Source organism: Pseudomonadota bacterium (assembly GCA_010028905.1).
GTDB lineage: Bacteria > Vulcanimicrobiota > Xenobia > RGZZ01 > RGZZ01 > RGZZ01.
The window spans coordinates 1-23752 of the sequence record RGZZ01000024.1 but is presented as its reverse complement, the minus strand read 5'-3'; the positions used below and the strand labels follow the sequence as shown (position 1 = coordinate 23752).

The 23752-nt window shown below is 67.7% G+C and carries 20 protein-coding genes; 8 read left to right on the top strand and 12 right to left on the bottom strand.

The window, feature by feature from the left end; genetic code table 11:
- Positions 1-13 precede the first annotated feature (13 nt).
- Genes EB084_03565 through EB084_03545 form a run of 5 tightly spaced genes read left to right on the top strand, consistent with a single transcriptional unit; the run spans position 14 to position 7686 of the window.
- Complete coding sequence (locus tag EB084_03565) at positions 14-322, top strand: hypothetical protein (protein NDD27327.1); 309 nt, start codon at positions 14-16, stop codon at positions 320-322.
- Positions 322-1506, top strand: coding sequence for a SpoIID/LytB domain-containing protein (locus EB084_03560; GenBank protein NDD27326.1), 1185 nt, complete (start codon positions 322-324; stop codon positions 1504-1506). The genes EB084_03565 and EB084_03560 overlap by 1 nt, the downstream gene beginning before the upstream one ends.
- Entirely contained in the window at positions 1503-2156 is a 654-nt protein-coding gene (locus EB084_03555; GenBank protein NDD27325.1) for an AMMECR1 domain-containing protein, read from the top strand. Before EB084_03560 ends, EB084_03555 begins: the two co-directional genes overlap by 4 nt.
- Positions 2156-6943: a hypothetical protein gene (locus tag EB084_03550; protein NDD27324.1), complete on the top strand. Its 4788-nt coding sequence runs from the start codon at positions 2156-2158 to the stop codon at positions 6941-6943. Before EB084_03555 ends, EB084_03550 begins: the two co-directional genes overlap by 1 nt.
- Positions 6943-7686, top strand: coding sequence for a vanomycin resistance protein VanB (locus EB084_03545; protein NDD27323.1), 744 nt, complete (start codon positions 6943-6945; stop codon positions 7684-7686). Before EB084_03550 ends, EB084_03545 begins: the two co-directional genes overlap by 1 nt.
- A gap of 70 nt (positions 7687-7756) precedes the next feature.
- Here the strand turns inward: EB084_03545 and EB084_03540 are convergent, their stop codons facing one another.
- The 6 genes from EB084_03540 to EB084_03515 all read right to left on the bottom strand — a co-directional run bounded on the left by EB084_03540 (position 7757) and on the right by EB084_03515 (position 13968).
- Positions 7757-9100 carry an alpha/beta fold hydrolase gene (locus EB084_03540; protein NDD27322.1) on the bottom strand — a complete coding sequence of 448 codons (1344 nt, stop codon included), beginning with the start codon at positions 9098-9100 and terminating at the stop codon, positions 7757-7759.
- A gap of 629 nt (positions 9101-9729) precedes the next feature.
- Positions 9730-10104, bottom strand: a complete 375-nt coding sequence (locus tag EB084_03535; GenBank protein NDD27321.1) for a hypothetical protein — start codon at positions 10102-10104, stop codon at positions 9730-9732.
- A 262-nt stretch (positions 10105-10366) separates the two neighbouring features.
- A complete protein-coding gene (locus EB084_03530; protein NDD27320.1) occupies positions 10367-11650 on the bottom strand; it encodes a hypothetical protein in 1284 nt (427 codons plus the stop codon).
- Positions 11651-11654: 4 nt separating this feature from the next.
- On the bottom strand, positions 11655-12380 hold the full coding sequence (locus tag EB084_03525; GenBank protein NDD27319.1) for a MoxR family ATPase: 726 nt from the start codon (positions 12378-12380) through the stop codon (positions 11655-11657).
- A gap of 274 nt (positions 12381-12654) precedes the next feature.
- Positions 12655-13611: a hypothetical protein gene (locus EB084_03520; protein NDD27318.1), complete on the bottom strand. Its 957-nt coding sequence runs from the start codon at positions 13609-13611 to the stop codon at positions 12655-12657.
- Positions 13612-13632: 21 nt separating this feature from the next.
- A complete protein-coding gene (locus EB084_03515) occupies positions 13633-13968 on the bottom strand; it encodes a hypothetical protein (protein ID NDD27317.1) in 336 nt (111 codons plus the stop codon).
- 61 nt (positions 13969-14029) lie between these two features.
- On the opposite strand from EB084_03515, the gene EB084_03510 reads away from it, so the two are divergent.
- Complete coding sequence (locus EB084_03510; GenBank protein ID NDD27316.1) at positions 14030-15061, top strand: SGNH/GDSL hydrolase family protein; 1032 nt, start codon at positions 14030-14032, stop codon at positions 15059-15061.
- A complete protein-coding gene (locus EB084_03505) occupies positions 15013-16131 on the top strand; it encodes an SGNH/GDSL hydrolase family protein (GenBank protein ID NDD27315.1) in 1119 nt (372 codons plus the stop codon). Before EB084_03510 ends, EB084_03505 begins: the two co-directional genes overlap by 49 nt.
- Here the strand turns inward: EB084_03505 and EB084_03500 are convergent.
- From EB084_03500 to EB084_03480, 5 genes are all read right to left on the bottom strand, one after another.
- Entirely contained in the window at positions 16116-17087 is a 972-nt protein-coding gene (locus tag EB084_03500) for a hypothetical protein (GenBank protein NDD27314.1), read from the bottom strand. The two genes, EB084_03505 and EB084_03500, sit on opposite strands and share 16 nt — an antisense overlap.
- 83 nt (positions 17088-17170) lie before the next feature.
- Positions 17171-17851, bottom strand: coding sequence for a hypothetical protein (locus EB084_03495; GenBank protein ID NDD27313.1), 681 nt, complete (start codon positions 17849-17851; stop codon positions 17171-17173).
- Positions 17852-17953: 102 nt separating this feature from the next.
- The gene (locus EB084_03490; GenBank protein ID NDD27312.1) at positions 17954-18898 is read right to left on the bottom strand and encodes a hypothetical protein; all 945 of its coding nucleotides are present in this window, start codon (positions 18896-18898) and stop codon (positions 17954-17956) included.
- Positions 18899-19603: a hypothetical protein gene (locus EB084_03485; GenBank protein NDD27311.1), complete on the bottom strand. Its 705-nt coding sequence runs from the start codon at positions 19601-19603 to the stop codon at positions 18899-18901.
- A 256-nt stretch (positions 19604-19859) separates the two neighbouring features.
- Entirely contained in the window at positions 19860-20747 is an 888-nt protein-coding gene (locus EB084_03480) for a hypothetical protein (GenBank protein NDD27310.1), read from the bottom strand.
- 224 nt (positions 20748-20971) lie between these two features.
- Here EB084_03480 and EB084_03475 point away from each other — a divergent pair, with 224 nt between their 5' ends.
- On the top strand, positions 20972-22429 hold the full coding sequence (locus EB084_03475) for a pyridoxal-phosphate dependent enzyme (protein NDD27309.1): 1458 nt from the start codon (positions 20972-20974) through the stop codon (positions 22427-22429).
- A gap of 148 nt (positions 22430-22577) precedes the next feature.
- Here the strand turns inward: EB084_03475 and EB084_03470 are convergent.
- Positions 22578-23752: hypothetical protein (locus EB084_03470; protein NDD27308.1), on the bottom strand; the 1175-nt coding region annotated here is incomplete at its 5' end.

Genomic DNA, 23752 nt, shown 5'->3' with positions numbered 1-23752 from the left:
GCCGTGGGACGCGGTGTCGCTGGTGGTGTCGCTGCGCGAGGCGCGCGATCCGGCGGGCAGCTTCGTCTATGCTGCCATGCGCGACACCGTGACCCTTGGAACCGCCAGAGCCGCGTGCGTGGACGGGATCGACGTGCGAGGGAAGACCGGGACTGCCACATGGCTCGAGCCCGCGCGCGCCGACGCCGCGCCCCGCACCCATGGCTGGTTCGCCGGAACGGCTGGGCGCCTCGCCATCGTCGTGTTTCTGCAGCAGGGCACGGGCCGAGACGCCGCCGCCATCGCCGGACGGGTGCTGCGGCAGTGCCGGGAGTCGCTCTGATGGTTGCGGTGCATCCATTGCCAAGACCTCGTGGGAGCCGCGTGCTGCCGTGGCTTGCCGTGCTCGCGGTGCTGCTCGTGATGTCGCAACCGGCACGTGCCTCACGCGACGAGGTTCTGGTGCGGCTGCTCTCCCGCGAGGCGCCCGCCCACCTCGCGCTGTCGACCCACAGCGGCGGCCATCTTCGTGTGGGCACCGAGACGCTGGTGTGGCCCGCGGGGGCGCGCGTGGTGCTCCGCGCGTGCGGCCGAGGCGTGGAGGTAGCGCCTGATGGAACCTCTTCGCGGTTCGCGCAGACGGTGACGCTGCAGGCTGACGATGTGCGTGTGTCTGGCCGACGTCTCGCGGGGGCGCTCACCGTGCGTTCACCCGATGGATGTTCGCTCTTCGTGGTCGCTGCGGTGACGCTCGAGGATTATGTGGGGGGCGTGGTGTCGGCCGAGGCCATGGCCGATGCCCCCCGAGAGGCGCTCCGCGCCCAGGCCGTTGCGGCGCGCGCATACGCGGTGGCGCTCGCCCATCCTGGCCGCGCGCTGAATCGCCCTTGTGGGCCGCACGGTGACGAGGGGTACGATTTCTGCGACCTCACGCACTGCCAGGTCTTTCGCGGGCTTGGTTCCGAGATGGCGGTGGAGGCGGCTCGCTCGACGCGCGGTCTGCGGCTGCGGCGAAACGGTCGCGACGTGGCTGCCTGGTATCACAGCACCTGCGGTGGGCGCACGGTGAGCGGGGCCGAGGTGGGGGGCGACCCGGCCTTGCAGAGCGTCTCAGACATCGGCCCGGACGGGCGGGCCTGGTGCGCGGCCTCTCCGCACTTCCGCTGGCGGGTCGATCTCTCGGCGTCAGACATCGGACGCGCCGTCGAGCTCTCGCCGCCATCGATGGTTCGCGTGCGCTCACGCACTGCGGCTGACCGCGCGCGCGAGGTGGAGATCGTGGCGCACGAGCGGCGGGTGATGGGCGGAATCGCGTTCTGGCAGGCACTGGGGCGCGCGCTGGGATGGGGGCTTGTAGAGAGTCCGTGGTTTCGCATCCGAACAGGCGCCGGCGGGTTTCACTTCGAAGGTCGGGGTCTCGGTCACGGCGCGGGCCTGTGTCAGTTCGGCAGCATGGCCATGGCGCGCGCGGGCAGGGGCTTTCGCCAGATCATCGCCCACTACTATCCGGGAACGAGGCTCCAATGAGGCGTACATCCGTGGCTGTGGTGCTGATGATGCTCGTCGCGCTGCTGGGGGGACTGACGATCACGCCTGCGATGTGCGCAGGCGACGCCTTCTCGGCATTTCGCGAATCAGAGAACGACCCGGGTCTGTGCCGTGAGATCGCGCGGCTCACCGCGCGGTCGCTGCAGATCACCGTGGGGGAAGGCGGGCAGCCCTGCGCCCCTGCGCCCGTGCACCCATGCCTGCGGCGAGGCGTGGGGGTGTTCGTCACCCTTGTTGAAGACGGTCAGGTGCGCGGATGCATGGGGGCCGTCGATCCGGTCGAGGAGACCGCCGCCGCCGACATCACCCGGGCCGCGGCCTTGGCGGCCACTGAAGATCGCCGCTACCCGCCGCTGCGCCCCTCGGAGCTGGGCAAGGTCGTGGCCCTGGTCTCCATCGTCGGCCCTCGTCGACGGGTGCAGTCGCTCTCACAGCTCGATCCCCTGCGCCTCGGCCTGCTCGTCGAAGGATCGGGGCGGGGCGGTGTTCTCCTGCCAGGTGAAGCGCTCTCGGCTGGCAGGCAGGTGGCAGGCTGCAGAGGAAAAGCCGGACTGTCGATGCGCGCGACGGCGACCATGTATGTGTTCCCCACAGTTGTGTTCGATCCATCCAAGAGGAGGCACCCTTGATGTCTGGCGTTTCACCGCACTGGTTGGGCATGGTCATCGCAACCCTGTTCGTGTGGGCGCTGCTCACCCGGGTTCGCGCCCACTGGCGGGGATACGCCGAGCTGGCGCTGGTCATGGCCTGGTCGGCGGCGCTCTTCTCGTGGTCGGTGTCGCTCGAGCCGGCGCGGGGCGCCGTGTCTGGTCGCGTGGTGAGCGCGAAGTCGAATCAGCCCCTTGCGCAGGCGCGGGTGTTCTACCCAGAGGGTGCAAGCTGGGTGCGAACCGATGCGAACGGCTGCTTCCAGATGCACGACGTGCCCGTGGGACGAGGCATGCGAATCACTGCCCGCGCCAAGGGGTACGAGACCGCCTATGACGAGGTCGAGGTGGTGGAGTCGCGCGACACTGCGGGCGTGGTCTTTCGCATGACGCCCCGGCCGCCATCGTTCACGCTCTACAACGGCGAGCGCGTCTTCACCGCGAACGAGAAGCCAAAGGTGAGCATCAGCGGCAACGGGCTCACCGAGTTCAATGTGGCGCTGTTTCGCCTCGACCCGCACACCGACCGCGCCGACGTTCTCGAGCCGCGCAAGCGCAAGGCGCTGGGAGAGCGTCTTGCGCGCGAGGAGAACTCCCTCTGGGAGACCCATTACACCGCTTCCCTCGATGCCGACGGCGATTTCGACGGGCAGATCACGGTGCCATCGCAGCTCGAGGGGCTCTACTTCGTGCGCGTCGAGTCTGAGGATGGCCACGTGGTGCGTTCGGCGTGGTTCCTGGTCACCGATCTCGCCATCGTGACCCGACGCTCGCCGCACGAAATCGTGGTGTTCGCGCAGCGGTTCTCGACGGGCAAGCCGGTTTCCGGCGCGCTGCTGTCGTTCTTCGCTGGGGGCGCCGGCACGCAGGCGAAGGGCCGCGCAAAGCCGCTTCGCACAGCGGTGACCGACACCAACGGCCTGCTGACGTGGCGAGAGCCCGGCCTGGGTGCGTTCGAGCTCATGGGGCAGAGCGCCGACAGCTACGCCTATTCGCGCATCGACGCCATCGATTCGCCCGGTGGGGCGGAGCCCTGCCGCGTCTACCTCTACACCGATCGCCCCATCTATCGGCCCTCGCACGAGGTGCACATCCGCGGTGTGGCGCGACGTGATCGCGACCACGCGTATTCGGTGCCGCGTGGCGCGTCTGTGCAGCTGCGCGTGAGCGACGCCCGCGGAGCGACCATTGCCGAGCGAAGCGTCACCGTGGGCGAGTTCGGCGGGTTCGACGCCGACGTGACGCTGCCGCTGCGCGCGGCCCTCGGCGATTGGAACGTCACGGCGTCCATCGGCGCATCGAGCGGCAGCGCGCGCTTCAAGGTGGCCGAGTACCGCAAGCCGGAATACCGTGTCGAGGTGAAGCCGGAGCGCGCACGCTACGCCATGGGTGAAGCCGTTCGCCTGAAGATCGACGCGCGCTACTTCTTCGGTGCACCCGTTGCCGGCGCCAAGGCGCGCTATACCGCCTATGAGTCGTGGTATCGCTTCGATCGCTCGGCTGAGCTCGAGATCGACGACGGCAATGAGCGGGCAGAGCACTACGGGGGCATGGTGGCTGAGGGCGAGGTTCGTCTCGACGCCGAGGGGGCCGCTTCCATCACGTTCACGCCGGAGCGGGCGGGACATGACCGCAGCTACTGGGTCGAGGTGGAGGTCGAGGATCCGAGTCACCGCACGGTGAGCGCCAGCGCTGACGTGATGGTGACCCAGGGTGATCTCCATCTCGACGCGTCCACCGATCGCTGGGGCTACGCCTTGGGCCAGAAGGTGGCGGTGAACGTTGCCGCGCGCGCGTTCGAGGGCGACCGCCCTGTCTCCGGCACGCCGGTGCGGGCGACCCTGGCGCGCATCGACGCGGTCGAGAAGACCGTGAACGGCCGCACCTCGCTCGAGCGCCAGCGACAGGAGGTGACGACCAGCGAGGGGGTTACGAACGCCAAGGGCGATCTCTCGCTCACCATGGCGCCGCCCACCGAGGGCACCTACGAGCTGCATCTCGAGGCGCGCGATGGCAAGGGGCGCGCCATCACCCGCACACTCTTCGTCTTCGTCTGGAGCACGAGCGCCAGCACACAGACCTACGGAGGCCGCGATCTCACGGTGCTGCTCGACGCGCCCCGCTGCAGGCCGGGCGGCACGGCCAACGTTGTGGTGACGTCGCGCACGCCCAACGCCTACGTGCTCGTGTGCGTCGATGGGCGTCGCATCTATCAGCATCGCCTCATTCATCTGCGCGGAACGTCGGCCGTGTTCGATCTGCCTGTGCCCCGCGACGGTTCGTGGGGAACGAGCGTCGAGATCTCGGCCTTCGAGGTGAAGGGAAAGCAGCTGCAGAGCGACATGCGCACCCTGGTGCTCGACACCGCCGCGCACGACCTGAAGATCGGCATCACGCCGGCGCGCGCGGTCTATGCGCCGGGAGAGACGGTGAAGGCGCGCGTGCATGTCACCAACGCAACCGGACAGCCCGTGCGGGCCGAGCTCTCGCTGGGCGTGGTCGACGCCGCCATCTACGCCCTCGCCCCGGACACCGCAGAGAAGATGCACGACTTCTTCTACGGCATCGAGCCCAGCTGCGTGCGCACCGAGTACTCGTTCGCGCCGGACTACTCTGGCGGGCGCAACAAGGAAGACGACCCGCGGGTGCGTCGCAACTTTCGCGACACCGCCTGGTGGGCGCCGGCGCTTCGCACCGACGCTGACGGCAACGTCGAGGTCACGTTTGCGCTGCCCGACAACATCACCGCCTGGCGCTTCACCGCACGGGCGGTGACCCTCGATCACCAGGTGGGTGAGGCGACGGCCGAGATCACGTCGCGCAAGCCGCTGCTCGTGCGCCTCGAGGCGCCGCGCTTCATGGTCGAGCGCGACGCGATGGAGCTATCGGCCGTGGTGCACAACGAGACCGATTCCGCGGAGCCGGTGCGGGCGGCCATGACGGTCGAGGGTCTGCGCCTCACATCGGAAGAGCAGTCGGCCACCCTTGCGCCCCATGAGGCCCATCGGTTCGCGTGGCGGGTCGAGGCGAAGCAGGCGGGCACCGCCCAGGTCACCGTCACCGCGCGGGGAGATCACAGCAGCGACGCCATGGCGCTGTCATTCCCCATTCTGCCTCACGGGGTGATGCGGGTCGGCACGGCGGCGGGGCAGGCCTCTCCCACGCTCTCGCTGCCCCTCACTGTGCCACGCGATGCCGATGTGTCGCGTTCGCGGCTCACGGTTCACCTCGCCCCATCGCTCATCGCAACGGCCATGCAGGGGCTCGACTACCTGGCTTCCTACCCCTATGGCTGCGTCGAGCAGACCATGAGCGCCTTCATTCCCGACCTCGTGGTGAAGCGCGCGCTCGAGCAACAGGGGGTGCGCGACAGCGCCCTCGAGCGTCGGCTGCCCGACATGATCGCGCGCGGTCTCGATCGCATCTACGACATGCAGCATGAGAACGGCGCCTGGGGCTGGTGGAAGGACGACGCAGACAACCCGTACTGCACCGCCTATGTGGTGAGCGGTCTCCACCGCGCCCGCGAGGCGGGCTTCGCGGTGAGAGACGACGTGTACAAGCGCGGTCTCGACGCGTTGCGCAGGCTCGTGGCCGAGGACGTGAGCGAGTTCCGCGAGGGGTCGGGCGAAGTGCGCCAGCGCACCCTGTGGAACGTGAAGGCGTATGAGGCCCGCGTGCTCGATGAGGTGGGTGTCGACGCGCATGCCCTCGCCCTCCAGATCGAGCGGCACACCGACGCGCTCACGGTGCACGCCCAGGCGCTGCTGGTGCAGACGCTGTGGCGCGTGGGCGAGAAGGAGCGCGCCCGGGCCCTGCTCGAGAAGATACGCGAGCGGGTCGACGAGACCGAGACCCAGGCGCACTGGGAGTCGAAGACCCTCGGCTACGGCTGGCTCGATGATCCGGTCGAGACCACCAGCGCGGTGCTGCGGGCCCTGCTGATGGTCGAGCCCACGTCGCCCCAGGTCGATCGGGTCGTGCGCTGGCTCGTGGCGTATCGCAAGGGCGGGGCCTGGTCGAGCACGCGATCGACCGCGGCGGTCATCGACGTGTTCACCGAGATCGCCAGGTCACGCCCTGCTGAGCGCGCACCGCGCGGAAGCGCCGAGGTGCGGGTGAACGGCGCCCTCGTGGCAGACGTGCCCATCGATGGCCCGCTGCTGGGCGAGCGCGGCGTGATCTCGGTGCCTTCATCGATGCTGCGTGCCGGTGAGAACGTCATCGAGACGCGGCGCGTCGGCGGGGGAACCGTCTACGTCTCGGCCATGCTCGAGAGCTTGATCACCGCCGAGGCGTCCGCGGGCGAGGATCACGGGCTCATCGTCGAGCGCGCGTACGCTCGTCTCGAGACGCGCAAGGACGAGAAGGGGCGCCTCTACACCGAGGCGATCGCGCTTGCGCCAGGCGCGTCGGTGCCCGTGGGGGCGCGCATCCGTGTCACCGTATCGGTGAAGAACAAGCAGCCCGTGAGCTACCTCATCATCGAGGACAAGCTCATCCCCGGCTGCGAGATGACTGAGGCCGAGGCGACCCGGAGCACGGGCCTCGCGGGCTGGGTGGGTCGCGAGGCCCACGACGACGCGCTCTCGATGTTCGCCTCCCGGCTCGAGCCGGGTGTTCACCGCATGGTCTACGAGATCCGCGCCGAGGCCTCCGGGGTCTATCACGTGCGCCCTGCTGAAGCCTATCTCATGTACACGCCGGAGGTGCGGGGCACGTCGGCAGAGGCATCATTCACGGTGTCTGGTGAGGGGAGCAAGCCGTGATGGCCGTCGAAGGCGCCGTGACGGTGGCGCGAGGCGATGAAGTCGTGACGAGCTCGAAGAAGGCGCGCGCGCTGCTGCTCGCGAGCGTGCTGTGCGCCCTCGCCCTCGTGCTGGGGGCGGCGGCGTCGGCGCGTTGGATCGGAGCGCAGGTCGCGCTGGCGTCGTTCACCACCGACCTCGCCGATCGCAGCCCTGCCCAGCGCGCCAACATCGAGACGGCGGCGGCTCGCATCGACGGACGGGTGGTGCTGCCCGGCGAGACGTTCTCGTTCAACCAGGCCGTGGGGCGTCGCTGTCTCGAGCGCGGCTACGAGAAGGCGCCGGGCTATGCGGCGGGGGGCGTGGCTGATACCACGGGCGGGGGCATCTGTCAGCTGTCGTCGACGGTGTACAACGCCGCGCTGCTCGCAGGTCTGCGCATCGTCGAGCGCGTTCCGCACGCGCGCGGGGTGAGAAGCGTCGGGCTGGGGCGTGATGCCGCGGTGGTCTATGACCGGCAAGATCTGCGCTTCACCAATCCGTTCGCGTTCGCCGTGCGGCTGTGTGCCCGAGCCACGGCCGACCGACTGGTGGTCGAGGTGGTGGCTCCGCGTTCCACCCACGAAACCGTCGCGCGGCACGCAGAGGTCGAGGTGCGGGTCGAGACCACGCGCGGCCCTTCGGGTATCTGCGCGCGCACCTGGCGCTGCATCGGAGGCCGGGACGAGCTCGTCTCGACCGACACCTATCCCGCGCTGCCGTGAGGGGGCGCAGCAGCGATTTTCCGGACGCCGCGCGCACGGTCTGACCCGCGCGCAGATCAGGCGACGGGTGTCAGCGCTTCGCGTTCGCCAGAAAGGTGTCGAACCAGGGCTTCTCTTCGATGACCGCATGCACGAACGTGGCACGGTGGTCGGCCTTCTCGCCCGCGCAGCGGCTCTGGGTGGGTCCGCTTCCCATCAGCGTGTGAAAGGCCTCGGCGAGGCGAGCGATGTACACCGGAACGACTTCGTCGAGCACGCCGTAGTAGGTGATGATGGGCGTGTGGCTGCGCCATCGATAGGCCTGGCTTCGCTCGAGCGTCTGCCAGTAGGGGAAGTCGGCGAGGTTGCCGCTGTCGCGGAACTCCTGGCGCAGGAACTGGTCGCAGCGCGCGGGGGTGAGCTTGCGGAAGGTGACCCAGTCGATCTTGCCGGTGTAGAGGTCTCGTGACGCCTGCAGGTACTCGGGGCGGATGGCGAATGCGGCAAGTCCCATCTGTCCGAGGTAGGCTTCCTGCGCCTGCAGGTGCAGGGCCATGCAGCCGGGCAGGTAGACCGCGTCGATGGGCTGCACGTTGTTGATCCAGCGGTGCACCGTGGCGAACACATCGACCGGTGCGCTCGCGGTGGCGGTGGCCGTGACTGGCATGCCCAGGGTCTCGAGGTGCTTGAGAACCGTCATGGTCACCCAGCCCCCCTGCGACCAGCCGCTGAGGAAGAGCGGGCCTGGCGCGATCTTCTCGGCGGCCAGCACTGCCCGCCCGGCGAAGAGCATGTCGACGCACGCCTGCTCGGTGCTGCGCTTGACCAGGTAGCTGTCCGGCTCGGTCGACAGGCCGCGCCCGAAGTAGTCGGCGGCCACCACCACATACCCCTGTGACGCGAAGCGGGCGACCACGAGCCGCGTCTCCATCGAGTTCTCAGGAAACGACGGGACGTCGCCGCGGTTGAACACGGTGCCGTGCTGGTAGGAGACGACGGGCATGGTCGGTTGGCCGGTCTGGGGAATCGCCACGAGACCGGACGCGAGGGTGGGGCGGTTGGCCTGCTCTGGCACCACCGACGGGTACTTCACGCGGTACAGCCTGACGGGGAAGCGCGCGGCGGGGAACCTTCCCTTGAACGCGGACGCGGGCATGGGCGACCCGGTGAGGAACGCATCAAGCTCGGGGCCGGTGATGTGATCGAGGCGCTTCAGGTCGTAGGTTCCGATGTACTGATAGCGCACCCCGGAAGGGGCGCTCATGAAGCTTGCCTCATTGGGGGTTGCGGGGTCGACGAAGGCGGGCGCCATCGGACCCTCTGGCGCTGCCGGCGCGGCGTGGGGGGCCGGGGCAGCGTGGGTCGCGGGGGCAGCGGCGGTCAGGAGGGCGAAGGCGAGGGCGGCGCCTGAGAGAGCCTGGGAGAAGCGCTTCATGGTGCGAGGGCTCCTTGTGGTGTAGCGGTCGAGCGGAATTGGTTGTCGGGTGATGGAACCCCTTCCCTCGTGCCCGCTTGCGCATCCCGATGCCTCAGCACGTGCTGCGCGGCCGTGGCGGACGGGTCAGTGCGGTCACTTCACCGAAGTGTGACAGCTGGAGGTGTCACGTGACGGCCGGGAGTGTCACATCACCGCAGTGTGACAGCTGGAGGTGTCACGTGACAGCCGAGAGTGTCACGTCACCGCAGTGTGACAGCCGAGAGTGTCACATCACCTCGGAACATGTCGAAACGATTGAGGAGAAACCATCGTCATCAAGAAGGCGCTCTGTGGTCTGCTGGGTGGCCCGGTTGGCGCAGTACTCGCTGTCTTCACAGCCTCCGCTGTGATCAACGTGCTTGCAGCCGGCATCGATGAGTTTGGTTTCTTTCTCAGAACGCTGCCCTTTCTCGTGCTCGCATCGCTGGCGGGCGGCGTGTTCGGATTCAGGTGGGGATACGCGGGCTTTGCGCTCAAGCGAGACGCTCGCAAACGCCTGGATGGTGAGTAGAGTCGCGCGTCACGCACCTGTGCACCCGCTTGCGCTCTCGCGTCAACCGGGTGTGTTCACCAAAGAAGGCCGAACATCAGCCGATGTCCGGCCTTCTTTTGTGAACGCGGCACGTAAGCCGCAGTGCCATGTGTGGATGCGTGAGCGGGCCCAGAGGGAGACGATGAGGATCGCATGGCCCTCGCCCACAGCTTTCCCCCCCTACCCCTCCCCCAGGTGTTCGCGCAGCGCCTCCCACTGGCTGCGCGACAGGGCTATGTAGCGAAACACGCGGTTGCGGTCGCGCAGCGCCTCTGGAATGGACTGCAGGGGGATGTGCACGACGGTGACGCCGTGGCGCGCGGCGAGGGTGTGGATCCGCGGGCTGGGGACGTAGCGGCTGAAGTAGGCGAACGGCTTGCCGGCGCAGAACGCGAACATGATGTCGAGCCAGGTGTAGACCGTGTCGCACAAGCCGCCGACTTGGGGCAAGAGCGGCAGGATGACCTTGTCGTAGAAGCTCGGACCCTCGCGCGTCATGGTGGGGAGATCGAGGGAGATCAGCGTGAAGTCGCGTTGGTCGCGCTGCAGGTGGTAGGGGTGCTCCTGCAGCACCACGCCGTGGCCTCGCTCGCGCGATGCGCTGCCGATGCAGGTAAAGTCCGGGTCGATCCAGCCGCCGCCTGCCTTCCCTTGCAGGAAGTCGGTGTGCTCGCTGTCGTTGCGCCAATCGATCACCCCGTTGGTGAATCGGAGACGCTCAGCGCCGCCGCGGCGGATGTGGATGTCTCGACGAACGCGATGTAGTCGCGCCCATCGTCGGGGTGCACCCGCCAGGCGCGCTCTTCCTCCCATTCGTGGGCCGGGGGCAGGTCGCGATACTGCTCGTGACGCGCGCGTCGCACCACCGTCTCGACGGTGACGGGGGGCAGTCCGTCTCCGCTGCGCGGCCAGATCGAATCGGCCGCCACCCACCGATGGCCGCAGCGGAACGCGGGTTTGGGGGCATCCGCGTCCCAGGTCAGAACGGGGAGGTCGCTTCCGGTATCAGACGAGAGGGGCTCGTGGCCGTCATCCATGGCGGTGAGATGGAGAACGCCCGCGTACGAGGGGCCGATGACGGCCGTGGCGGAGGTGAGGAGCTCGTGGAATGTGGGGCGCTGGCGCAGGCCTCGCGCCATGGCGAGGTTGCGGGCGTACATCAGCACCCGTGCCACATCGGTGGGTCCGGCCGGCTCCGGCGTGAGCGTGATATCGTCGCTGGTGTGGTGGGGCTGGGTCGCCCGCAGGGCAAGTGCACGCAAAGAGCTGTCCTCGTCGTAGGTCTTTCCGCGCTCGACAAACCCGCGCACGGTCCAGGGCAGTCGGCCCGTCATCGCGACCATGGCCGATCGGCTCAGCTGCATGCGCGTGAAGCTTTGCACCTTCGCCTTGCGCATGCGCGGCGCGGTGAAGTCACCTCGCCTCAGCCGGTCGACGATGCGCTCCCAGTGGGCGGCGCCGCCGATCCAGAGCACGCGAGCGTGGCGCCGCATGAGGTCGCGCAGCTGTCGGGCCATGAACGCCTCGCGCGCGAGGTCGCGGTCGGTGACGTGATGGGTGAAGGCAGGCAGGCGGGTGAAGTGAGAGCGCAGCAGCGGCGCAAGCTCGCCGCCCACCGGGGCCGGTGGAGCGGGGGATGCGGTCGGCGCGGGCGTGGGCACCTCGAGCCACGGGTCGATGAAGGCGATGGGGATCCCGAAGGTTCGCGCCGCCATGTAGGCCTCGAGCATCGAGTCGCCGGGAACGAACGGCAAGAACCAGTCGCCTGCTTGAGAGACCACAGGAAGTGGCCAGCAGTCGGCGGCCCAGCGCCACTCGTCGGCGGCCACCGTGCTCGACTCGAGCGCCAGGACGGAAGGGGAGTGGTAGCGCAGTGCGTGGCGGGCCGACTTCGCGAACATGGGCTCGAAGTGCGCCGAGGGTATGCCCAGGAGGTTTTCAAATCGGTGAATCATGTGCTCTTCGTCGTCGTACATGCGATCAGCCTGCCTCTCCGCCTGCCAGCACCTGCGCGGCGGCTTGCATCAGTGCACCGCGCACAGCCCCCCTCATGCGGCGCGCATCGGCTGGGCAGAGGTTCTGCGCGTAGCGAACGAAGCTGAGCATGTCGCGGGTGCTGTCGACCCTGCCCTCGTCGATGCGCTGCTTGAGCAGGAAGAGGGCGTCGTCGAGCAATGTGCTCGTCACGCCTGATGCGCGAGCGCGCACGATCTCTTCTTGCACATGCCATGGCGGCGCCACCACCTCGATCCTGGGCTTGAGGCGGCTCTGGACGTACCCCGGCAGCGCGTACACGCTCGAATCGGAGTTCATGGTGACGCACAGCCGGAAGTCGGGGTGGGCTGAGATACGAACGGCGGCCGCGGCGCTCTCGACGTAGCGGCGATCGTCCATCAGGGGGGCGAGCGATGCCCAGCTGCGCTCGGGCATGCGGTTCGCCTCGTCGATCACGGCGACGCCTCCCCTGATCATGGCGGTGACGAGGGCAGAAGCGCGGTATTCGACTCGCCCGTCAGCCGCCAGCACGGGGGTGATCACGAGGTCTTCGGGGCGGGTGTCCATGGTGGCGCCGATGATGTAGATGTCGTGACCGGCGGCCCGCGCGGCCGCACAGGCGAGGGTGGTCTTTCCCAGGCCGGGCGCTCCGACGAGGCGGGGGGTGAGCGTCAGCTCGGAGTGCGACGCCCGGAACCAGGCGGCGCGCATCTGCAAGAGGTAGTCGTTGTAGTCGATCCACGTGCAGTCATGCCGCACGGGGTCGACGAGGGTGAGCCGCACGCCGTCGATCTCGACGGTGCGGGAGGGCTCCGTGGAGCCCTGCGGTGTAGCGGTGCGCGTGCGTTTCTGGGGCAAGGGGACCTCCTGGTGGGTTCAAGGTGCGTAGCAGCGCTACACCCCTATCATCCATGAAGACCCAGCCAAATAGTGTCGCCTTAACACGAAGTTGTGCGGAGGCGCGGCGGAAGGCGCAGCAGACGTCTCAGGGCTGCATGTACTGGCTTCGATCGTGGGGGGGGATGGCGTCACCAGGGTCGCTGCCGTCGGCCTGCTCGAAGGCCATCCCGACATAGGTGGCCACGGTCTGTCCCCGATCACCCGTGAGAACCCGTTCGAGCGCCGCCATCTTGAAGTCTTCGACGTTTCGCTGACGGATGGCGTAGCGGAATCGCCCCTCCACGAGCGCGGTGGCGCTGTAGCGCCAGGGCTTGGCGAACTCCACCCGTCCGCGCAGCGCGATGGTGGCCTGATCGCCGGTCACCGATTCGACGGTGGCCGTGAACTGGCGTGCTCTCACCTGCTCGGGGGACCACATCTGGTCGCCTTTGAGAGTGGTGTCTGCCAGATGGAGCCGGCACAAGGCGTCGAGTGCCGCGTCGGCGACAGGGTGCGAGGCTCCCACCTGCATCGGCATGGCCACGATGGCGTCGCAGGCTTCACGAGGCAGCCACATGTGATCGAGCTGTGGCTGCGGCGGAAGCGACATGGCATGACGCGGGAGGCGGGCAGACGACGCCACGGGGCCGTTGGGGGTCCATTCGAGGCGCCTGGTGAAGACGCGGAGCACGACGGCGCCGGGCGGAGGGGTGGGCTGCGCGATGGGGTCTGGGGTGAGGGAGCGGAAGGCGTCTGTCCGCGATCCGCCCGAGGGGGACGCTTTCGCGCGGTGAAGGCGCAGCCCGGTCTCAAGGGTGCCGACCACGTCCATCGTGTCGCTCATGTGGCGCACGCAGCTGAGCAGCGTGCCATCGACCGAGCAGCAGTAGATGCCCTGACGTGAGGGGTCTTCCCGAAAGGACGCCGGGGTCTGGGCTGCCAGGCCACGGAAGAAGTCGCCTTCTGCGTCGCGCTGACGCAGCAGCCGCAGGTCGTTGCACGCGACGGCGACGAAGCGGTTCCGGGCCAGGTCGATGACGGTCGGGTCAGAGAAGGCGAGCACACGGCTCGCAAGCCCGTTGGGTCAGGTGCTGCCCAGCGGGTTGCCATCCATGCACCACAGGAGCAGGGGCTTCCCTTCCTCGGCGGCGCGCAGGCGCGCCTTCCACAGACGGGTCATCCATGGAATGCTGCGCCATTGCGACTCACGCGCAGACGGTTTCACCATCTCGAAGAACCGCGTCTCGAGCAGCAGGGTCGGGTCGCTCAATGGGAGCGGTTCCGGGGAAGGCATCGGGAAGCCGCGGGTAGCAGCTGCGGCGCTTTCGCGCGGCGGTGCGGTGGCGGGGGCGATCGTGAGCGCCTGCGCCACGGCGAGCGCCAGGATCAGGGAGGCGAGGGTGAGGGCGGTCTTGCGCACGATGGCAGGATAGCACCGCGCCGGTCACCTTTCAAGTCTCGGTGAGAGGGTCGCTTCACGGGTGAATCGAACATCCCGGCGCGTGCGACAACGCCTTCTCGCCTTCTTGAAGCGCCCCGCAGTCTTTCAGGTGGCCCTGTTCGTGCTGCTCGCGGGCAACATCGAGCTGCTGAGCCAGCGGCTTCTCTATGCCCAGAAGCTCGAGAGCCCGGACGCCGTGTGGCGGGTCGATCCGATTCGTGGGCGGCGTCTCGTCGAGAACTACAGCGCCGCGAACTGTCTCAACACCAACGGCCTTCGAGGCCTCGAGCCGGTCACGGCGCCCCGGCCTGGCGAGACGCGCATCGTCTGCTTCGGAAGCTCGGTCACCTATGGCTGGCGGGTCAAGGAGCCGGAGACGTACCCTCGGTTCCTGCAAGAGAGGCTTGCAGGAGCGGGTGCCGACGTCCACGTCTACAACGCGGGCTGTCCGGGCTTCACCACGTGCGAGATGACCGCCCTCCTGGTCGAGATCGAGCCCCTGTACCATCCGCAGATCGTCGTGCTGGTGTGCGGTTCGAACGACCTCCCGCAGGAGGCGGGCGGCACGGGCCTTCAGCCCTATCGCGAGCTGCAGCCGAAGGCGGCCCAGTCCATCTTCGAGCAGGGCGGCTACGTCGACCGCACGCGCTCGCTCTTGTACCGAAGCGCCACCTACCGCTATCTCACCTATCTCATCAAAGGATGGAAGCCGCATCCCACCGACGGCATGGACCTGGTGAAGGGGGGCGACGCCACCGAGACCTCGCACCTCACCATGTCGGTTGACAACCTCAAGATCTTCGCCGAGTTCGCGCGTCTCAAAGGACTGAAGATGTTGCTGGTCGATGAGGCCTGGAGGCAGTCGGCGCCGAGACGGGCGTATCTCGAACACCTGCGGGCCGCTCACGCGGCGCTTGCCCAGCGTCTCGGCTTTGCCTATCTCGATCTCGAGGCCGCCTTCTTGTCTAGCGGGCAGCCCGAAGAGCTGGCGCGCATCATCGCGACGCGCCTCGAGACGCTGGGATGGCTCTCTCCCGTGGCGCGATCGTCCTCACCGCGGTCGACGCGGTGAGCGCGCCCAGCAGGGCAGAACGGCCCCCGCCGGCGAAACGCCGCTGGCCGCGCGCCGCTCTGCAGCTCGGCCTGTTCTTGCTCATGGCGTTCAACATCGAGCTGCTGTGCCAGAACCTGCTCTATGCGTCGAACCTCGAGAGCCCAAACGCGATCTGGCGGCTCGATCCCATTCGAGGGCGTTCTCCCTCGCGGGCGTTTCTGGCGTCGCAGCGCCTGAACCGTCATGGTCTGCGCGGGGTCGATCCCCCGTCGACGTTTCCGCCTGACGAGGTGCGGGTCATGTGCTTCGGTTCGTCGGTCACCTATGGCTGGCGCAACGACGAGGCCAGCAGCTACCCGGTGCAGCTCGAGCCCCTGCTCCTCCGCGAGCGACCGTCGGTGCGCGTCTACAACGCGGGGTGGCCATCGTTCACCACCTGCGAGATGACAGCCCTCCTGGTTGAGCTCGAGCCCGTGTACCGGCCGCACATCGTAACCATCATGTGCGGCGTGAACGATCTCCCGCGAGAGCGCGGCGGAACGGGTCTCCAGCCCTATCGCCTGCTCCAGCCGGACGCGGCGCGGGCCGTCTTCCGCCAGGGAGGACTCATCGATGGCGTTCGTTCGGTTCTGTATCGAAGCGCCACCTATCGCTACCTGTCGTTTCGCCTGCGTGGGTGGGCGCCACATCCGACAGAGGGCATGGCTGTCGTGCCGGGGCGCGACGCCGCCGAGACCGCGAGCCTGACCATGTCTGTCGACAACCTGACGATCTTCGCCGCCTATGCGCGTGAGCGTTCGATCAAGGTGCTGCTCATCGATGAGGCCACGCGCCCGTCGTTCACCGATCCGGCCCCCATGCAGGCCATGCGCGCGACCCACGCCGCCCTCGCCCAGCGCGTCGGCTTGGGCTATCTCGACATGGGGGCGGCGCTCGGCGCTTCTGGTCTCTCAGAAGACGTTCTCTTCCAGCCCCGCGATCTGATTCATCTCACGCCCGAGGGCAACAAGGCCGCGGCGCGCGCGATTGCTTCCCGTCTTTCGGAGCTGGGGTGGCTGCGGGCGGTTGAGCCCTACCGCACACCCTGAGCTGGGCGGCGGCTGGCTGACGTGACGTAGGCGAGCAGATGTGTTCCGTTGTGCAGGCGAGCAATGCTGGGCGCCTCGGTGGCGACGTTCTTCTCCTCCCAGGTGAAGCGCGCATCCGGCGTGAAGCGGAATCCGTCATCAGAGTGCGCAAGGTGGAGGAGCCCCTGGTTGTAGCGTCCGCCGAAGGTCTGGTAGGCCGTGAGATAGCCGTCCGCTACGGCGATGGTCGAGGTGACCTGCCCGTTCAGCCTGGTGCCGGGCTCGACCTTGAAGTCGAGGGCGTCGGCAGATCGCGCGCTTCCGACCTCTTTTTCGAGGCCGCGGGTGAAGAGCATGCGCCAGGTGCCGTCGTTCAGGCGAATGACATCCGGATCGACGATACCGTCTCCTTGCAGGCGAATGCCCGCATCGCGCACCCAGTGACCCGAAGTCCACGTGGCGCTGTGGATCTCGGTGGCGAGGTAGGCGGGGTCGTTTGAGGCCCGCGACGTGGTGTAGTAGACGCGATATCGCTCGTCAGACAGCGCTACCACGTCCGGATCGACCTGGATGTCGGCGGATTCCCCTGCGATCTCGATCGGGAGGGGTGCGCCCACGCCCGTGCAGCCGTTGTCTCCAACGGTGAGCTCGACCACGGCCAGGCGGGTTGCGCTGGCGCAGAACGTCACAAGACGCCCGTTGAACCACACCAGCTGCGGGGTGGTCACCCCGGGGCTGCTGAACGAGAGCTCGCGCCAGGTGCGCAGGTCGCGCGAGGAGGCCCACCGCAGCATCTTGCTCCCCACCGAAGGGGGCGTTCCGGCGTGCGGAGGCGCACCGAGAGAGGAAGGGGAGGCTGTTGAGGGCGAGATCTCTGGCGCATGGGGAGCGCTCGCTGAAGAGTGACGCAAGATGCCGACGAGCAGCAGCGCGTTGCTCACGAAGAGGAGAACGACGAGAACGCGGGATGTGCGCAACGTCTATCCGCGCTCGTCTGCGTCCGCTGTGGGGCCTGTCAGCGAGGGGCTCAGCGGGACACGCCCGCCGTGTTCTTCGACGTTCAACCGGGTCGCCACTCTTGCAGGCCGTCATCGGCGGTGGAGATGGCCAGATAGGGGGCGCCGGTCATTGCGGCGATCTGCTCCGAGAGCGCGTTCACCTTCGAGCGGGTCCAGCTCGGAATTGCGGTCAACGTCTTGCCATCAGGCGCGATGAGAACCAGCGTGGGCGTGTTCAAGATGCCGTACTTCGCCGAGATCTCGCATCCCGGCGTGTCGACCGCGATGGGAAACGTGAGCTTCGACTCGCGCGCGAACTGCTCGATCTGGAACGTCTCGTTCTGGGCGATGCCCAGCATCTGTAACGGCTTCCCGGCCTTGGCGTACTGCTTCTCGAAGGTCTCGTATCGCGGCACGACCTCGCGTGAGGTGGGGCACTCGATCTTGAAGAAGCACAGCAGCACCGGGCCTTTGGCGCGGAGGGCGTCGAGGGTGACCTGTCCGCCGCTCGTGAGTGAGAGGGTGAAGCCGGGCGCTTCTGCGGGAACCTTTGGGGTCACGAAGCCCGGTGGCTGCTGCATCTCTGGCGGCGCGTAGGCGGGCTGCGAGATTGCGGTGGTGGGCGCCGCGGTCGCGGGTGGGGCGGCAGGCTGGCGCCGCACAGAGACCAGGGTCTGCAGCGCGATGGCGACCACGACAAGCGCCAGGAGCCCGAAGACATTTCGTGTCATCTCGTGGAGCATATCAGATAGCCGTGCGCGGTTTCAAGTTGCCTGTGCGCTCTCGCGGGCCGTTTCGAGGGTGGGCCCGACAGCGCCTTCGCCTTTGGTGTCGCCGCCGTCGTGTCAGAACGACCGCTGCGCTCGCGCGTAGGCCATCAGGTACGTGCCATCGGGGAGCGCGATGACGCTCGGGCCCTCGAGCTGCTCCATCTTCTCTTCCCACCGGAAGTCGGGATCGGACGTGAAGTGAAGGCCGTCACGCGACCGCGCCATGTGGAGAAGGCCCTGGTTGTAGCGCCCGCCGTAGGTCTGGTAGGCCATGAGGAAGCCCTCTCGTGTCGCAATGGTGGCGCTCACCTGACCGTCGATCCGGGTTGTGGGCTCGACCTCGAAGTCGAGCCCGTCGACAGACACGGCGCTGCCGATGAATCGCTCCGGGCCGCGGGTGAAGAACAGGCGCCAGCGTCCATCAGCGAGGTGAATGACGTCGGGGTCGACAACCCCCACGCCGCGGAAGCGATACCCGGCGTCGCGGACCCAGCGCCCCTCGCGTCGGGTTGCACTGTGTATCTCGGTGACGTCGAAGGCAGGGTCGGAGCCGCTCCGGGTGCTGGTGTAGTAAAGCCGGCACCCTCCCCCCGGCAGCGACACGAGATCCGGGTCGACCTGGAAGCGGTCTCTCTCTCCCTCGATGTCGAGTGCCTGAGGAGGCCCCATGGCGGTTGAATCGCGTTGCGTGGGCGTCTGCTCCATGATGAAGAGCCGCACCGTGTCAGAGCTCAACGTCACCAGGCGCCCGTCGAGCCGTGCGAGCTGCGGCGTTGCCTGCCCTGGCACTGCCTGGGGCTGCTCGCGCCACGTGCGCAGATCACGCGAGGTCGCCCAGTGCAGCGATTTCGCCGTCACCGGTGGAGCCGGTGTCATGACTCCTGCCCGGCTCTCGGGGAGCGGCGTGGGAGAGGGTCTCGAGACTCCAGGCGAGGGAGGGCGGCGTGTGATGACCAGAATCATCAGCGAGAGGCTCGTGAGCACGAGGAGCAGAACGGTGGCCGTCAGACGCCGTGACATCTATCCCGGCTCTCCGGTGAACAGCACGAGCCACGTGCCGTCGAGCAGAATCGCGAGTGAGGGCGAGCGAGGGTGTCTCAGCGCCTTGTTGATCGAAACGGTGAAGCTGTTCTCGAGTGCGAACGCTTCGCCGTCGGACGACACGGCACAGCATATCTTCCCGTCGTTCTCGTAGAGCACGCGGTACTCGCCCCGCGTGGCATCGGTGAGCAGAGGGGTGATGGTGGTCGAGGAGGCTTCTCCCACGAGCCTGGGCGAGGTCTCGCTTTCGAACAGCAGGCCGTCGCGTGAGACGGCGCTCTCGATGCGCGCTCGGTGACGGGTGTAGAAGAGGCGGTAGAGGCCCGATCGAGCCTGCACGATGTCCGGGTGTTCTGCCCCATCGCTGAGCCGTGCACCCGGGTCGCGCGTCCAGCGGATGGCGTCGTCTGAGGCGGCGCTCCTGATCTCGGTGCCAGACGCGCTCCAGGCAGTGTAGTAGAGTCGGTAGCGGCCAGAGGGGAGACGCATCAGGCAAGGCTCTCCATGGGGGTCGCGCTCTCCGTCGATGGAGAGCGCGACAAGCGGGCCGAGATGGTAGCCGCCCGCGCCGTTGAGACCGATCTCGGCACGATACATGCCGCCGTGCGCGGGTGCGTCGACCAGCACGTGGGGACGGAGATCGATCCAGGCGAGCTTCGGGTTCTCGCAGGCCTGCGCCAGCATCGCTGGAGCGTTCCACTGAAATCCGTCGCGTGACCATGCGCCGTAGAGCAGTCCTGCACGACGCTCTGGCGTGACGGGGGCGGCAGGGCGTGCAGGGAGAGAGCCCAGGCGCGCGCGGAATCCGAGCAGGCAAAGACTCAACGCAGCCAGACCAAGCGCCGCTCTCCGAAGATTCATCGATGCGATGCGCATTCGGGGAGGCAGGTATGCCAACCTCTCGGAGCAGACAGGGGGATGCGCTGCGAGCGGCGCGCCCCTACTTTCTGGCCGACAGGCTGTTCACCAGCAGCCGCCCGACAGCGTCGCACGACTGCAGCCCCTTGACCTCTAACTGCTCGGGGGTGAAGACGCGCTGCAGCTTGTTCTCGAGCTCGAACAGCTTCTTCGAGTTCTCTGGCAGAGACTTCAGCAGGGGCAGCATGGTTCGGCACTGCTCAGCGGTGAGGGGCTTCGATGAGGTCTCGAGTGCGGCCAGCCCGGCGCAGAGCGCGAATCCGGGAACGTGGGGCACGCGCGCCGAGGCGAGGTCGGGGGCGCTGGAGCTTGTTGTCGCTGGTGACGGTGCCGCGGTGTTCTCGACGTACGTGATGAACTTCATGAGAACGGGATTGTCCCCTCCTCCTGGAGGGGGAGGGGCGCCAGGAGGAGGCATCTTCGTCGCGACGATCATCTGCTGACCCTCTTCGAGCGCGGTGAACATCTTCGCGGTGGCGGTTGCGAGGCTCAACACGGTCTCGGCATAGTCCTTGGTGAGGAGCTCGAGCTTCTGCCGCTGCTCGTCGGTGAGCTTGTGATTCGACATCTGCACGGCCGTGACGAACCCGGCGAAGGTCGCCAGGCGCTCGTCCGGCGTGGGGGCCCAACCGAAGAGATGGATGGACTGCGACGATGGGGCGCCGGACCCGTTCGGTCCGCCCGGGGGAGGCCCGCCGAACATGCCGCCCCCCCCTGGCCCTCCTCCGGACCCGATGGCGTTGAGGTCGCCCGGACCTGAGGGCGGTCGCAGGATGCGGAACAGCACAAAGACCTGAACGCAGATGAGCACGATCACGATGACCACAAAGGCGCGCCAGGTCCAGTTGCGGCGCGCAGTCGTGCTGGAAGAAGGAGGGGCGGAGTCACTCGACATGGCGGGAAGCACCATTCTCAAGAGTTTCTTGATACAGGCAATTCGGAGCGGGGGGACGGGTTCCTATGTGCGAAATGGCGCAATGGCAACAAAATTCTGTTTATGGCGCAGTCTGCTTCCCGATGTAAAGCCGTTTTTGCGTTGCATGGACGGGCTCGTCAAAGGCGTACCCAGGAAGCGAGACCGCTGCGCAAGAATCTCTCGTTCGACGACCCAGGCTGAGAGTGGAGGATTACGACGTGATCGATCTTACCGTGCATCCGGAGCCCCTCGAGCGGGCGGTGAAGTGCGCCCGCGAGCGCGGCATCGTGATACCCACCTTCAAGCAGATGCGCGATCCCAGCCTGATTCCGTCGTCCATCGTGGCGCAGCTGAAGCACGTCGGGCTTTGGGACATCAACCCGCTCAATCTCTTCCGCATCGGCTGGCACAACGAGCCCACCGAGCACGGGGGCGGGTTCGGCCCGGTCAACGCGCTCGTGTTCGGCCCCGAGATCACCGGGGTACCCTGCAAGATCGTGGCCCTGGCCGGCAAGTGGTTTCCCACCGGCGCGCACAAGGTGGGGGCCGCCTTCGCCTGCCTCGCGCCGCGGCTGGTCACGGGGCAGTTCGACCCCACGCGCCAGAAGGCGGTCTGGCCCTCGACCGGCAACTACTGCCGCGGCGGCGCCTACGACTCGGCCCTGCTGGGCTGCGAGTCCATCGCCATCCTCCCCGAGGGCATGAGCCGCGAGCGCTTCGAGTGGCTGCAGCAGGTGGCCGGCGAGATCATCAAGACCCCCGGCTCCGAGAGCAACGTCAAGGAGATCTTCGACAAGTGCTGGGAGCTTCGCAAGAGCGGCCAGGACCTCGTCATCTTCAACCAGTTCGAGGAGTTCGGCAACTACACGTGGCACTACCACGTCACCGGACCCGCCATGGAAGAGGCGGCGCTGTCCGCCGGCGGCACCTATCGCGGCATGGTGAGCGCCACGGGATCAGGGGGCACCATCGCGGCGGGCGACTATCTCAAGAACCGCTTCCCGGGCTCGAAGATCGCCGCCAGCGAGGCGCTGCAGTGCCCTACCCTGCTGAGCAACGGCTTCGGCGAGCACCGCATCGAGGGCATCGGCGACAAGCACGTGCCGTGGATCCACAACGTCAAGAACACCGACATGATCGTGGCGGTCGATGACGAGGCGCCAGTGAGCCTGCTGCGCCTCTTCAACGAGCCGGCCGGCGTGGCGTACCTGCGTGCGCAGGGGGTGCCCGAGCCGCTCGTCGAGCGCCTGCCGTGGCTTGGCATCTCGTGCATCGCCAACGTGCTCGCGGCGGTGAAGATGGCGAAGTACTACGAGCTCACGAGCAGCGACACCCTGGTCACCGTGCTCACCGACTCGGTGGCCATGTACCACAGCCGCCTCGAGGAGCTCACCGCCGAGCGGGGCGCGTTCACCGCCACCGACGCCGCCGTCAGCTTCCATCGCTACATGCTCGGCCAGGGCATCGACCATCTGCAAGAGCTCACCTATCAAGACCGCAAGCGTGTGCACAACCTCAAGTACTACACCTGGGTCGAGCAGCAGGGCCGCACCCACAAGGAGATCCAGGCCCAGTGGTACGACCCGGAGTACTGGACCTCGATGCAGCAGGGCACCGACGCCCTCGACGCGCGCATCGAAGACTTCAACCGCATGACGGCGCTGCAGCCCGCCTGACGCCGTCTCCCCCCCGTGTGTGGCGCGCGCTGCGCGGTGTTCGGGTCGCAATTGCGTCGAACACCGCGCAGTTTGTTTATGACGCCTTTCTTGTACCGCGCTGTTCGGTGCAGTGGAACCGAACAGGGGGCGGAAGCGCCCGACCCCATCACAGCGGACGCGGCGAGCCTTCGGTGAGGCGCTCGGCGGCGGGGCCGTCGACGTTCTGGGTGAAGTACTCGTAGATGGTGCCCTTCTGGCTGGGGTCGGGCACCCAGGTCGTGGTCACGCCGTGATGGTCGCGCACCGCGATGCCGTTCGGGTCGCCGTCTTCGGCGGGGCGCAGGCCCATGCGGTCGGCGAAGCCCGACCAGTTCTTGCCGTCGGGGCGCAGGTCGTGCTTGCCGTTGGCGTCGGTGAGCGACATGGTGCCGCCGATGGCGCCGAGGGCGTCCTGCATCTGGGGGTTGCCGTAGATGCTGGGGCGCTGCAGAATGGTCATCTGCTCCTGCAGGCCGATGTTGAGGTTGGCCTCGTTCATCAGGTGCTTGCGCTCGTCGAGCAGCTGCTGGCGCGCGGCGGGGTCGGAGGTCTGCTCGGCTTCGAGCCCCTTCTGGCGCGCCTGGCTGTAGCGCTCGAAGGCCTGGGTCACGAAGCCCTGGGGGTCTTTCTCGGAGCCCTTGCTGTACCCGGCGTCCTTCAGGGCCTGCATGCCGCCCTTGCCGGGGTCGGCCTCACCGCTGAGGAAGGCGTCGTAGGCGGGGGCGATGTTCTTGTAGATCTCGGTGTTGCCCTCGACCAGCGCGTCGCGCATCGTGTGCAGGGTGTCGAACGTGCCGCTGGCGGTGTCCTTGACGGTATTGGTGACGGCACCGACGAGGTCTCCATCGACAGCCGTGTCGATCTGACGGGCGGCGTTCTCGGCCACCTTGTGACCCACGAGTCGGGCGGCCTGCCCGAGGGGCTGGCTGTCGGCCATGCCCTTGAACGCGTCGCCGGCGGCCGCCGTGTCGAGGTTCTCGGCCTTCTCGACGTTCTCGAGGTTGCGGATCTGCTCACCCGCCTCGCGCGACGCGTACTTGCCGAAGGTCATCCAGTTGGCGACGCGCGGCTCGCCCAGGTAGCGGGTCATGTCCTTGTCGAGCTTGTCGTACGTGTCGTTGATGTGGTTGTTGGCGTCGGTGCCGGAGAGGTTTGACGAGCCCGGCGTCCACTGCTTCGCGTCGTCGAGGCGCTCGATCTGGACGGGGTCGTAGTCGAAGCCGTTGCTGCAGGTCTGGCTGCCGCTCTCGGCCTCGCGGGTCGTGGCCATCTGGCGCAGCTCGCACATCTGCGAGAAGCCGT